General features: G+C 57.4%; 12 protein-coding genes. All 12 read left to right on the top strand.

The annotated features are described in order from the left end of the window. Positions 1 to 2 precede the first annotated feature (2 nt). The 12 genes from DYU11_RS11540 (at position 3) to DYU11_RS11485 (ending at position 13,335) form a co-directional block, all read left to right on the top strand. Positions 3 to 1,931: a hypothetical protein gene (locus tag DYU11_RS11540; RefSeq protein WP_119667823.1), complete on the top strand. Its 1,929-nt coding sequence runs from the start codon at positions 3 to 5 to the stop codon at positions 1,929 to 1,931. 3 nt (positions 1,932 to 1,934) lie between these two features. Further along, positions 1,935 to 2,570, top strand: coding sequence for a hypothetical protein (locus tag DYU11_RS11535; RefSeq protein ID WP_119667822.1), 636 nt, complete (start codon positions 1,935 to 1,937; stop codon positions 2,568 to 2,570). After that, on the top strand, positions 2,570 to 3,844 hold the full coding sequence (locus DYU11_RS11530) for an SGNH/GDSL hydrolase family protein (RefSeq protein WP_119667821.1): 1,275 nt from the start codon (positions 2,570 to 2,572) through the stop codon (positions 3,842 to 3,844). The genes DYU11_RS11535 and DYU11_RS11530 overlap by 1 nt, the downstream gene beginning before the upstream one ends. 9 nt (positions 3,845 to 3,853) lie before the next feature. Next, positions 3,854 to 4,084, top strand: a complete 231-nt coding sequence (locus DYU11_RS11525) for a hypothetical protein (RefSeq protein WP_119667820.1) — start codon at positions 3,854 to 3,856, stop codon at positions 4,082 to 4,084. 27 nt (positions 4,085 to 4,111) lie between these two features. After that, complete coding sequence (locus DYU11_RS11520) at positions 4,112 to 5,119, top strand: hypothetical protein (RefSeq protein WP_119667819.1); 1,008 nt, start codon at positions 4,112 to 4,114, stop codon at positions 5,117 to 5,119. 6 nt (positions 5,120 to 5,125) lie between these two features. Further along, the gene (locus tag DYU11_RS11515; RefSeq protein ID WP_119667818.1) at positions 5,126 to 5,662 is read left to right on the top strand and encodes a hypothetical protein; all 537 of its coding nucleotides are present in this window, start codon (positions 5,126 to 5,128) and stop codon (positions 5,660 to 5,662) included. Positions 5,663 to 5,755: 93 nt separating this feature from the next. After that, positions 5,756 to 6,382: a hypothetical protein gene (locus tag DYU11_RS11510; protein WP_119667817.1), complete on the top strand. Its 627-nt coding sequence runs from the start codon at positions 5,756 to 5,758 to the stop codon at positions 6,380 to 6,382. Then, complete coding sequence (locus DYU11_RS11505) at positions 6,336 to 6,728, top strand: hypothetical protein (protein WP_147367924.1); 393 nt, start codon at positions 6,336 to 6,338, stop codon at positions 6,726 to 6,728. Before DYU11_RS11510 ends, DYU11_RS11505 begins: the two co-directional genes overlap by 47 nt. Next, a complete protein-coding gene (locus DYU11_RS11500) occupies positions 6,725 to 7,261 on the top strand; it encodes a hypothetical protein (protein ID WP_119667815.1) in 537 nt (178 codons plus the stop codon). The genes DYU11_RS11505 and DYU11_RS11500 overlap by 4 nt, the downstream gene beginning before the upstream one ends. Before the next feature lie 169 nt (positions 7,262 to 7,430). Beyond that, entirely contained in the window at positions 7,431 to 7,736 is a 306-nt protein-coding gene (locus DYU11_RS11495; RefSeq protein ID WP_147367923.1) for a hypothetical protein, read from the top strand. 2 nt (positions 7,737 to 7,738) lie between these two features. Beyond that, the gene (locus tag DYU11_RS11490) at positions 7,739 to 11,467 is read left to right on the top strand and encodes a tape measure protein (protein ID WP_119667813.1); all 3,729 of its coding nucleotides are present in this window, start codon (positions 7,739 to 7,741) and stop codon (positions 11,465 to 11,467) included. Next, positions 11,464 to 13,335 (top strand): hypothetical protein, encoded by a 1,872-nt coding sequence (locus DYU11_RS11485; protein ID WP_119667812.1) that lies wholly within the window; start codon positions 11,464 to 11,466, stop codon positions 13,333 to 13,335. The genes DYU11_RS11490 and DYU11_RS11485 overlap by 4 nt, the downstream gene beginning before the upstream one ends. The last annotated feature ends 5 nt before the right edge of the window (positions 13,336 to 13,340 follow it).

The raw sequence follows: 13,340 nt of genomic DNA, 5'->3' as shown, positions 1-13,340 counted from the left end.
CTATGAAAAAACGCCTGCTTTTGCTACTCCTTTTCATGCCCGCGCTGCTGATGGCCCAGCGCGGGCCTACGGTGACCGATCAGCTGGCCCCGCTGCACATTGCGGGCTATCCCGGTAATTCGATCACGGCCGTGCTGAACTTTACGGCGACGGCTCCGTCGAGTCTGACGGCTGCACTGTACTACGCGGGCACGACCCGGCGCTATCCGGTGCAGCCCGAGGTAACGCTTTCGGGCACTACGGCCAGCATCCGCTATACGTTTCCAGCCGCTCAGCTGTCGGTGCAGGCCTATCACGAAATCGGCTGGGAGGGCCGTACCCGCATCAACGGCAACGTCACCTCCACGCGCTTTATTCGCAACGCTACACCCCAGAGCCAGACGCTGACCATCGCCGGGGCGCTCATTCAGCCCATTACGGTGACGGTGCTGGGCAGTGTTTCATCCGGTGGGGGTGGGGGCACGGTTGACGCCTACACCAAAGCGGAGGTGAACACCCTGCTGGCCGGCAAAGCGAACGCGGCTACCTCGCTCGGTGGGTACGGTATTTCGGATGCCTACACCCAGGCGCAGGTCAATACGTTGCTATCGGGCAAGGCGGCTACGGCCACGACGCTGTCGGGATACGGCATCGCCAACGCCTATACCAGTGCCCAGGTGGACAACCTGCTGGCGGGTAAAGTGAACGTCGCGACTGGTAAGGGCCTGAGCACAGAAGACTACACCACGGCCGAAAAAACCAAACTGGCGGGCCTGTCAAACTTCAACCTCACGCTCACCACAACGGGTAGTTCCGGTCCGGCGACGCTATCGGGTTCTACGCTCAACATTCCCCAGTACGGTGGCGGAGGGGGTGGGGGCGATATGTTCAAGGCCACCTACGATGGGGACGGTGATAACATCGTCGATCAAACTGAAGCCGTGCCCTGGACGGGGGTATCGGGAAAACCCACGTTTGCCAGTGTGGCTACGTCCGGAGCCTATACGGACCTGACCGGCAGGCCAACGCTCGGCACGGCCTCTTCGCTGAACGTAGCCGCCACCGGCAATGCTGCCACGGGTGAAGTCGTCAAGGGCAACGATACGCGGCTGAGTGATGCCCGGACACCGACCGCCCACACGCAGACGGCCAGCACGATTACGGATTTCCAAGCTACCGTCAGCGCCAATACCGATGTCACGGCCAATACCTCATCACGCCACAGCCACAGTAACAAAACGCTGCTGGACAATACGACGGCGTCGTTTACGAGCGCCGATGAGAGCAAGATCGATGCGCTCGGCACGGCGTCAACCCGCAACGCTCCGGCATCGGGTAATGCGGCCAGCGCGGAGGTGGTGCTGGGATCGGACAGCCGGCTCAGTGACGCGAGAACCCCGACGACCCATACGCACACAAAATCGCAGATCACCGACTTTAGCCATACCCACGTCAAGGCTGACATCACCGACTTTGCCCATACCCACGCCATCAGCGATGTGACGGGACTACAGACCGCGCTGGATGGCAAGCAGGGGGCGCTCACGCTCACGACCACCGGTACCTCGGGAGCGGCAACGCTCTCGGGTAACACCCTGAACATTCCCAACTACGCCACTGGGGGCGGAGGGGGTAGCAGTGTGGCGTATCAGAAGATTACCACTACCAGCACGATCGCGCCAACGGCGGCCATCACCACGATCTCCGTCGATAACGGTTCGACGGCCGTGGCGGTGAATCTCGATGCGGCTTCGAGCGTGGGGGCTACGGTGTTTGTCAAGCGCTACGACACATCCTCTAGCGGCAACGTTCAGATCAACGCCAACGGCACCGCTCAGGTGCAGAACACGCTCGGCGCTTTCGGCGACGGAATTCTCTTGCCCACCGGTGGCGGCACGCGTCAGTGGGGTTTTGTGTGGAATGGAACGAATTACGAATTAATATCTCAGTAACCAATGCGCCTACTCCTGCTGTATCTGCTGGCCATGACCAGCGCCCTGGCCCAGCCCACCATCCGCCAGCGGGCGGCCACGGTCAACGCCGAAGTCTACAAAGGCAACCCCTTGCTCGAAGTGTTCGTGCTGCCCGCTTCCGTGAGCGATACGACGGCTGTCACGGTCCGGGTTCTGAACACCGTGGGCGGTAAACTGCTCGGCACGCAACCCACCGTAGAGCGTTCGGGGCAACTGCTGCGGATTCGCCATGTTACCAGCGGTTACACGGCAACCACCTACCGAACCATCAGCTGGCGGGGCCGGGTCATGATCGCGGGCACGGTGGCGGCTGATTACCGGACGGTATCGGCTCAGTCCACCCAGCCCTATACGGTGCAGACCGTTGAAGGCGATACGGTGCGCGTGCAGGTAGCGGGCGCGGATGCCTACAGTCGAAGCGAGACCTACACCCGCACCGAAGTTGATGCCGTAAAGCCTACGCTCGCCCTGGTCAGTACGTATGCTGAGGCTCAATTGCAGGCCGTGGCCGGGAAACCCGTTTTATTCATCATTGCCAATGATCCCGAATATGGCGGTAGCCTGACGCTATGGGACGGTTCAGACTGGTTTGTTTCACCCCTTATCCCTCGTAACTAATGAAGTACGCATTCACGATTTTGCTGGGTTTAGCTAGTCTGATTAGCCACGCTCAACAGATACCGGCCTTTCCGGTTAAAGTAACCAGTCCAGTAGGTGTCACCGGTACGGTACAGACCGAAGTAACAAAGCCCATCGCTATCACGGGGACCGTGCCCGTGTCGGGTACGGTTACGGCCAGTGTACCCGGTACAGTCACAGTAGGCGGTTCGGTCAGTGCGACAATCACAAATAGAGTAAGCGCCGTTCTTAACAACGTATCCTACATGTCTAGGGTGCTTCAGTCCTTTGAGAATCGGCTGGAGGTAGAGGGCATGCCGATCTTTCAGGCCTTCAATAACACCAATATTTCCGGTTCGGTCAGCAACAACCAAACCTATTTTTCCTTTACCCCGCAGGTTGGCACTAAGGTATGGATTGAAGAGTTACAGATTACCGTACCCGAGGCCCTGACAATGGCCGTACAGTGGCAGAATAGCGGCATTGCCGTAGCTGGTTTTGGAGGAAACTACATGGCCCGGCGCATGCTTCCCGGCGTGGAGAATCGCATTCCAATTCGGCGCTTTGTGCCTAATAACGTTACCATTGCCGTTACGCAGGTAGGCAATTATACCCTAACCAGTCCAATAGGGGTTACCGGTACGGTGCAGGCCGGTTTTTCGTCCGGACTACGCACATCAATGGATTTTCAGCGGAACGCAGAGCGCGTAATACTTAAATTACATGATTCTATCTGGGATGGGTCAGGGCCAGCATCATGGGATGATTATTCGGATGTAAAGCTCAGAAATCGACTGGTTACACAAACCGGCCAGACCTGGGAAATCTTGTCAAAGGGCAAGGGCGGTTTTACCTCCAGCAACATTGAAGTCCTTCGAACGCAGGGCCAGCTTAATGTTCTACAGGCCGACATCATTCTTTACGAACCGATGATGAATGATGCCAGCGCGGCAACGTATGACGCAAATCTGGCTAATATCATCGCCTGGAAACAGACGTATTTCCCCCGGTCATTGCTATTTGTCATTGGCATCTACCCTCGCTCTGATGCGCAGGAAACCATACTGGCAGCCGCCCGAACGGCCGCACAGACGCGCATTGCCGCCCTGAATGATCCCCGGATTATCTACGTACCCATGGGTGATTTGTGGAATCCATCCACACAACAAGGCACCTACACGATTGATAACATCCATGCCAACGCAGCGGGTCACGCCCTGATGGATAGCCGGATGTGGTCGTATGTACAACCAACGCTTTCATTACTTCCTTAAATCCCACCCATGGAACCCCAATCCAACCTCAAACTGATCCGCGTAGCCGCCCGCTGGTACGTGCTGGTCGACGTGCTGACGGCGGGCATTCTGGTACTGGCCGGCTACAGCTGGAATGAGCACACGTACATGGGCGTCACGTTTCTGGTGCTGTACGCCATGTGCAAGAAGTTTCTGGAACGCTCCGAGCCGATCCGGGAGACAACACCACCGGCTGAAACACCAACAGAGCGCGTATAATACGCGTGTAAATCGTATATTGCAGCCATGGACTTAACCCCGTACCTCGGCCTGGTTCGGCCCGAAACCGACCTGGCCTGTTTCCCCGAACCGCCCGTCATGGACCCGTCGTACTCGGATTCGCTGTCGGGCGTGTACGTATCGGACGTGGCTGATCTGCCCCTGAAACGGCTGGCCGGACCGGGCTTCTGGGAAGCGCTGCTGGCGGCCCGGCTGGGGGCGTCGCTCGATCTGAACACCGACCTGAAGGCGTTCCTACCGGCGAGCTTTCCAGCGCGGCCCACGTATTCGGGCGTGATGGGCAACAAGAGTTACACCCACTTTGCGCCGACGAATACGGAGCTGGCCCGACTGCCGTTCGTGACTGGCTACCGTAGGGGCGGCTGGGTGGTGATCAGCTCGGTGGGGCTCTTGCTGAATCAGGCCGTCGAGGGTCAGGTGATTGCGCTCTACCGCGAGGATGCGGACGGCAACGTGATCGGTGCGCCCCTGAAAAGCGTCACGGTGGACGTAGCCGCCCAGTCGAAAACCCACCATCCGGTGGGCGCACCCTGGCGGGTGCCGATGGACGGGGGTCACTACGCGCTCAGAGCTACGCTGCCCGATGGCGTCCGTTACGCGGATAATCTGCTGAGCTGCGGCTGCGGGGGGAACATGGCCCATTTGCAGGCGCTGATCTCTTCCTGCTGCACGGGTAAGGCCAGCGGGTTTCTGGTGTCGCTCACCTCCAGCTGCGAGTACGATCCTCTGCTGGAAAAGCTGGTGATGGATGACCGGACCCAGCTGGTGATCGGCTACATGCTGGCCTATCAGACGGCATATCGGTTGCTGCTTACGCCCGCCACGGGGGAGATCGACCGGGATTCGGTCCTGTCCACGAGCGATCTGGCGGGGGCCAGTGGGCGCTGCCGGCAGGAGTATCTCGACCGGCTGGGCTGGCTGAAAGCGGAGGTCGTCAAGCTCCAGATCGATGCCAGCGATTGTTGTTTTCAGGCGGGTCCCAGCTGGGGGCGCCGGGGTGGATTGTTTCGGTAGATAGCCATGAGCACGAGCGAATACCAGACCAAGATTGCCAGCATGATCCGGGCGCTGGAAGCCGAAGCGCCTACCATTGCCCTTCGCATGGGGCAAACAGGGCTTACCCTGGTCAAGGAGCGCTCGATCCGGGACGGCATATCGGTCGACGGCTCGTTTGCGGCCTACTCGGATACGGAGGTCTACCGGTCTTCGTTTCGGGGTAAGGAACTCAACGCCGGGGGCAGGGCCTACACGGCACCGTCGAAGCCGGCCAAGAAAGGCACCTGGGGCGGTCTTCGTCAGGCGCAGGGCCGCTCGGGTGGTAACGTGAATCTGTTCTACTCGGGTCGGATGTGGAGCTCGCTGCAGGTGATCAGTCAGGAGCGAAACGGCTACCGGTATTCGGTTTTGACGGGAGCTTCCGACCGGGATGCCCAGGCTGTGCTGCTGGGGAATCTGAAACGCTACGGCAATTTTCTGAAGCTCACGGCACCGGAAGTTGAGCAGATTCAAGCCGATGCCGCGGGTGATGTGACCGACCTTGTAAACCAGTATTTGTAAAATTACAAATCAGAAAAGTGTATTCTGAGACAATGAAGGCAAATTATTGGGTTTGATTTGTAAAATCACAAACTAAGTTAGCCAGTATTTTCTATGATCAACCTACTCATCGCCTACTACCTGGCCGAAAGCCTGCGGGCGCTGCCGTTCATCTCACGGCTGGCGGGGCTGGTCAAGGTGCTGGAAACGGATCGGTTCAGTAAAGATAAGAACGGGGCCGACCGTCGGGTGCACCGCTTTCCGATCAGTCTGGAATCGGAGCCATCGACCTGTACGACATCCGGCAGGCAGTACCCTGACCTGGTGCCCGATCAGTCGGAGCGGCTGATTGTTTACTTTGAAGATGGGAATGCCCGCAGCGTTGACGGCCGGGCCAAATGGCAGTCAACGCTGCGTTTGGTGGCCTGGGGGAACAGCGCCCTGTTTGAAGCCGGAGATTCGCCCAAAGCGGCCATACCGGCCATGATCATGAACGCCATCGGCAATACCCTGCGTACGGCCAAAGAATCGGGCCGGGGTCCCATTCAGAACCTGTCGGTCACCATCACCGGCGTACCCGATAGCAACACCAACCTGTTTGCCCGCTACACCTACGAACAGACGCGTTCGCAGTTTTTGTTTCCGCCCTACTTCGCCTTTGGTATCGATTTAACCGTTACATACACCCTCCAACATGACTGTCTCGACACTCTTACTTATCTCACTCCTGCTGAGTGTTAGCTGTGGTTTGCTGGCCGACAGCTACGTAAACATCCTGACCCAGCCGGGCAATCTGCTGGCACCGTGGGCACGGCTCTTGTACTGGCTGGGTGACCGCTACGTAAGCCCGGTTGTGGACAATCCCGACAAACTGCAACGGCGCGTTAGCCGGGTGGAAACCATCCTCAAACCCCTGCTGACCTGCGTGTACTGCGTAGCCGGGCAGATGGGCTTCTGGGTTTCGCTCTACGTGTATTACTGGTATTTTACGCACGTAAATCTTATCCTGTCCCTGCTGACGGCCGGTTGTGCGGTCTGGTTTGGCGGGTTGTTTTCCAGTGTTCGCGCTAAGCTGTTTCCCCTATGACTAACCCTGATTTGTATCCGGTCGAATTGGACCCCTCAGCATCATCGTTTGTTGCCAACGGGCATACGTATTATGTTGAACGGGAAGGTCGATTGTCGGTAGAGCGTGATGGTTGGCTTGAGAAGTTCGGTTTGTACGCTACACTCGGTCGACAGTCGACAGTGCTGGTAGCCGACATGCGCCGTGTTCACGATGCGCTTAATGACGGCAAGTTGGCTGATGCGGCCATTATTGTCGATAACATCATCAAAGCAGCGGCTGACATGTCGATCAAGGCGGCTCCTTTGTACTACATCTGCACGTTGTTTATTAACCGCGAAGATGAAGACCGCAAGTCATACAGCCTTGAACTGGGTAAGCAGAAAATAGCCGATTGGAGCGGTATCAGCGCTTTTTTTTTCAGTCACTTGGCGTTAAGCTACCTACAGATTACCGCCGAATCCTGGAAATCACTCATCCAAAGTATTTCAGCCGTACCAACAGTCGACATGACCCTGCAAACGCCAAGCCCATTACCGTTCGAAAGCAAGTAGTTGATCGTGATGCGTACTGGTCGAAGCTGTTACTATCAATGGCGGAAGGTAGAGCGGAAGGCGTAGCTGAACTGAAGCGAATAGATACTATTGAATTCTGGCATTTATACAGTGCCTGGGTGGAACGGCAAGATCATCTAGCCTCAGCCTACTCAAAGCATTAACGAAAATGATAGATAGCCTAATTGTTAAGAAAGTCCAGCCGGGCCTGTTTCGCTACTTTTTCGCCATACAAGCACCGGTCGGTCAACCCTTGCAGGGAATGATGTTGGTTCGGGTCTATGCCAAACGACTGGCGCTTCTGGGTAAAACCGAGCAGTTTCGGATAGACCTTAAACCGGGCCAGAGGTCTACGTTCAGTGTAGACTGCGACTATCTGTTTAAATCGCCCCGCTTCCGGTACCGAATAGGTTCCGTTACGGGCAAGGGAGCCGTTTCTGATAAACGGGAAGACTTAACCGCTTACACAACGTAGCCATGACGCAGGAAATCACCTCCAAGTACAATCTTGACATTTCCGACCTGCTGGCCAATCTAGAAAAAGCGGGTAGCGAGTTGGCATCGTTCGATGATCGGCTTCAGTCGCTTTCCCAAAAGAACCCCATTGCCAATTTCACAAAACAGCAACAGGGGTACAATCAGGCGCTCGGACAGCAGGTACGGGTGTATCAGCAAATTGAAGCGACGCAGGAATCATTCCGGCGCGAGGTGGCCCGGCTCGAAAACGAATACGAAGCCCTCAACAAGCGCCGGAATGAGTTCATTGCCGCCGGTCGCTATCAGGAGTTGCAGCGCGATCTGACGGCGACCCGAAACCGGATCAACGAAATCAAAACGGCTTTGGGTGAAGCCTCCGACGGCGTTGAAAAAGTAAAGAAGTCCACCAGCGGGGCCGGTGACATCTTCAGTAAGCTCAAAGACTACGTAATTGGGGCGTTCGCGGTTGACCGCATACTGGCCGCAGGTACGGCCATTGTCAACACGACGGGTAAGTTTGAGAAGTACGAAGCGGTGCTGACCAACGCGCTCGGTAGCCGGTCAGTAGCGCAGGAAAATCTTAGGCTCATTGCCGACTACGCGGCCAATTCACCCTCCCAGGTCGATGAAGTAACCGAAGCGTTCGTAAAGCTGGCTAACCGGGGTCTGGTACCCACTAAAGAACAGCTCATCAATATCGGGGATTTAGCTGCATCGCAGGGCAAGGGTATTGATCAGCTTACGGAGGCTATTCTGGACGCGCAGAGCGGGGAATTTGAGCGGCTGAAAGAGTTTGGCATCCGGGCTAGTAAATCCGGCGATCAGGTAACGCTGGCCTTTAAGGGAACCTCCCAGACGGTCAAAGCAACCAGCGAGGATATAACGGAAGCGATTCTAAAATTTGGGCAACTCAACGGGGTAGCCGGAAGTACGGCGGCCGTAAGTAAAACCCTCGAAGGCCAGATGTCGAACTTTTCAGATCAGGTGGACCGGCTGTCGGTAGGGCTGGGTAATTCGGGTTTAGGTGGTGCCTTCCGGGTAGCGCTTCAGGTCGGTGGTGAGTTTCTTGGTTTACTAACCGATCTGGTGACTAATTCGCCCGCTGAAGACCTGCGTAAACAGCAACTGGAACTAAACGGACTGGTTGGCGCTATTGCCCTGGCCAATGACAATGAACAGGTCCGGCTGAGTTTGATTCAGCAGTTAAACCAGAAGTACCCCGAATTTTTGGGTAAGCTCAATGCCGAAGCCGTTACGACTGATCTGCTGGCTGAGCGCTTGCGGGTGGTCAACGGGCTGTATGAGCAGAAAATCCGGATTGCACTGGGTCAGGAAAAGATCAAGAAAGTGCAGGATGAGTTAACGGCCTCCATTGCGGGTCAGTCGAAGGCCTTGCAGGATCTGGCCCTGGCATCGGGTAAATCGGTGGTGGAGCTGGAAAAGTTATCAGCCGCTGACCGGCTCCGGCTGGCGCGGGATTTTGCGTCGGGCCGTCGCCGGATTAGTCCCCAGGCTCAGGAGCAAAATCTAAACGCATCGTATTTTGAAATCACGGTCGATATTCTTGAGCGGAGGGGCAAACAGCAGATTGATCTGCAAAAGCAACTGGCTACGCTGTCGGGCGAAAATGCGATTCGCGAGGTTCGACTAACCCAGGTTACGGTTAAAGGCTATCAGGATCAGATCAAGCAGGTTCGGGAAAAAATTCGGCTCAAGCAGCTAGATAAAAAGCTTGGTGAAGAGGAAATTAAGCGACTCGAAGGCGAAATTCGCCGGGCCGAAGGCAAGCCGGCCGTAGTAGCCCCAACGCCAACAACGGGACCGACCAGCGAAGAAAAAAAAGCGGCCAAAGCCCGGCTGAAAGCCTATCAGGATGAGCAGCGCGAACTGCTTGGAGCGCAGGAGGAGTACGTGAAGGAGTACGAAAAGTTGCAGGAGCAGTTCGGAAAAGACAAGCTGGAGTCTTTGAAAAAAGACGGCGAAGCCTACATTCTGGAAAAGGCCCGGCTCGACAAAGCCGAAGTCGATGCCGAACGGGTGAAGTTTGAAAAGTTACTTCAGCTGGCCGCATCCAATAAGACCCGCATCAATCCGCTGACGGGTAAGCGTGAGGTCGTCGCCGATCAGTCGGTATCGCTTGAAAAGAACGCGCCGGACATTGCCCGGCAGTTTGAGCAGCGTCGAAATGCCGTCGACGTCGAAGCGGACCGGCAGATTCGGGTCCGGCGCATCCGTGAGGAGCGGGAACTGCTGAACACCCTGCGCGGAACGGCCGAACAGGAGCTGGCTTTGTTTGATAACAAGTGGGCGGAAATCTTAGCCAGTGAGGAGCAGAATGCGGGCAAGTATGCCGAAATGTACAACCAGTACCAGAACGCCCGGCTGGATTACGTCAAACTGGGTAACAGTGAGGAGCTGGCCGCGTTCGATGAAAAGTGGGAAAAGCTCTTGGCCGCTGAAGAAAAGAACGCGGGCAAGTATGCCGCCCTGGTGAAACAACAGGCCCGCGAACGGCGCGATCTGGTCTTTGATCAGATCATCCGGGGTCAGCGCGACATTGAGTCCATTGCCATCTCCAACATTCAGCTTCGCCGGAAAGGGGATGACCAGACCGGTACGCAATTTGCCAAACGTAACGAGCTGGATACGCTCGACGCGCAAATCTATTCCGGTGAGTCGCAGATATCAGCGCTGGAAGGTCAGGCCAACATTGCCAACACGCCAGAGATTAAGCGCCTGGAAGCGTACGTAAAGGCCCTGAAGGATAAGCGTAAGGAGATTGAACTGCTGAGCCCGGCGAATCGCGACATCTGGGATTTGCTGGGTATCAGTAAGAGCTTCAAAGATGAAACCGAACGGGAACTCTTTTTACAGGCCGTCGATCAGGTATCGCGGGTGGTGCAGGAAACGACCCAGCTCATCATTCAGGCCAGCGAAGAACGCATCCGGTTGCTGGATCAGCAGATTCAGGCCAAAGAAGAACAGGTCCGCGTCGAAGAGGAACGCGACAGAGAAGGCGCGGCCAACAACCTCAAGCTACGCCGGGCCGAACTGGAAGACCTGAAGCGTCAGAAAGCCGAAGAGGAAGCCGTACGGCGCAAAGCCCTGGCTACCCAGCAGGTGCTCGATCTGGCGGCTCAGGTCTCCAACAACGCCGTGACGGTATCCAACACCGTCGTGGCCATCACGGAGATGTTTAAAACCTACGGCAAGATTCCCTTCGTGGGCATTATTCTCGCGCTCGGGGCCATCGCCACCATCATCGGCACGATCGCATCGGTCAAAGCCCGGGCGAAAGCTATTACTCAACTTCGCGAAGGGGGCCGGATTCCCCTGTCGGGCCGCACCCACGAGCGGGGTGGTCACCGCATCGACGGCACCGATATCGAAGTCGAGCGGGGCGAATGGGTAACCAATGCGAAGAGTTCGGAGAAGTACCACGAGGTGCTCGACGCGCTGAACGAAGACGATCCCCGGCGGGCGTTTGCCGCGCTCATGGCCCGGGGGTTCGGTCTGCCCGATGTGGTCACTAAACAGCTGGCCACGGCTACGACCCCGGCCGGTTACGACTTCAGCCGGCTGGAGGGTCGCATCGACGGCATGAGCCGGGAGCTGGCCGAAATCAAACGCAACACCAAACCCGGTAAGCAGATTGTGCCACTGGCTAACGGCAAGATACTCGTTATTGACGGCAACCATACCAGCCTTCAGGACCCACCCCGCGTATGAAACTAATCGTCGAAATCACCCTGCCCCAGCTCGACGCCAGCGTGCCCCAGGTCCGGCGCGTCGAAGCGGGTCAGGCCGACTGGAAATTCGCCAGTGAACGCCAGTCGGGTGAGCTCTACTACCGCACCAAACTGCAGGGCAACGTCACGCTCTCGGGCGATGACTACCGCTGGCTGTATACCCAGCACGAGCGCTTTCCCTGCTGCGTGGAAATCAACCTGCGCGTGTTTACCAATACCTGCGCCGGGACGGTGGACGACGAAGGCAACCCCGTCACCGATCAGTTGCTCTGGCAGGGGTACTTCAACATGGCGGCCGTTCGCTGGAACCACGTCGACTGCAAAGCCGAGGTGCAGAGCGTGAACCCGCGCGATGGCTACGACGCGCTGTATAGGGTCTGGGAAACACCGATCAACCTGCTGGCCCCGGGCGCGAGCACAGCCGTGCCGCCGGCGCAGCTCTTCTACGCGTCCTACGGCGACTACTTTCAGTTCAAGCCCAACCCGGCCGGTCAGATGGTACTCCAGCTGCCCGACGGCAACAACATCGGCACGGGTCCCACCTCCCAGCTGCATCTGTACCCCAAGGGCTACCCGCTGGTACCGATGCTGACCAAACTGCTGGTCGATAGCACCTACGGCACCCCGGCGGGGCGGCTGGCCCAGATTCTGAAAACCGACTTCTATACGCTGCCGGTGAACCCGGTCACCAAGCGCCCCAACCTGATGTGGATCATCATGGCCGGCTCGGACGCCAAACGCCCGGCGTCGGTTACCCCGGCCGTCAAGCTGGTGGTGACCCTGAAAGAGATGCTGGAGGAATTAAAAGCCCTGCACAACGTCTGGCACATCATCGATCCCGAGACGGGCTTACTGCGTTTAGAGCACTACAGCTGGTTTGCCGAACGTAGCTACGTCCGGCGCGGCCGCGTGACGCTGAACCTGCTGAAGTTCCCGGAAAATCTGGCCAAAGCCAACAACGAAAGCGTTGATCTGGATGAGCTCTACGCGGTGGAGGAGCTGGTCATTGCCAACAATGCCAGCAGCGACGTGCGCGAATTCCGCCAGGGTAATATTCTCTTCACAGATCAGTGCGTAGTCAGAGACGACAAAGGCCAGGTCAAAACCAATACCCGCACGGCCTCACGCATCTACACCGACCTGCTGGCCGGTTACAAATACCCCGAGTCGGTACCCGACGAAGCGATCTTTCTGGGTGAGCTGGCCATGACGCCCGGGCTGGGTTACGAACTGGTACGCGACATTTCCATCAAAACCTACAAGGACTATGCCCTCGACGTGGGGCTGGGGCTGAACGGCTTTCAGTCGGCGGCCATGCTCATGCTCGACTACCACCGCCACGGCGTAGGCTTTTCGGCCGGCCGGGTGAATGCCATCAAAAAAGCCGACGGCTCGGTAGCCCCGGGTTTGCAGATGGCCATGCTGGAGCTAAAGCCCACGCGGAGGCAGGAGGGCATTACCGTGCCGGTCTGCTGCGCGGACTTTCCTATCAATCTCGACGGCTACGTCCGCACGAATCGCTTCGAGCTGGCCAAACTGGCCAAGATCAGCTTCGATCCCGTAGCCGATACGATCACCCTCGACGTGCTGGCCGGTAGCCGCTGTCAGGTGACGGTCGTAGACCCGCAGGATCCGGGCGATGGCGGTGGCGGTGGTGGCAATGGCGGTGGTGGTGGCGAGGGCGAATGCGCACCAGCGGGACTGGAGGTGTCCCGCTACAATGAGCAGACCTACTGCAGCGGTGACCCGACCCTCGTGCTGACGAATCAGGAAATGATTATCTACACCGATGGCAACTGTGGTACCTATGAACTGCCCGGCAAATTAACCGTTTACGGATGTGACTAACCCCC

The organism is Fibrisoma montanum (assembly GCF_003583365.1).
In the GTDB taxonomy this organism is placed as follows: Bacteria; Bacteroidota; Bacteroidia; order Cytophagales; family Spirosomataceae; genus Fibrisoma; species Fibrisoma montanum.
Note: the sequence above shows the minus strand (reverse complement) of the source record. Positions and strands in the feature narration are given on the sequence as shown.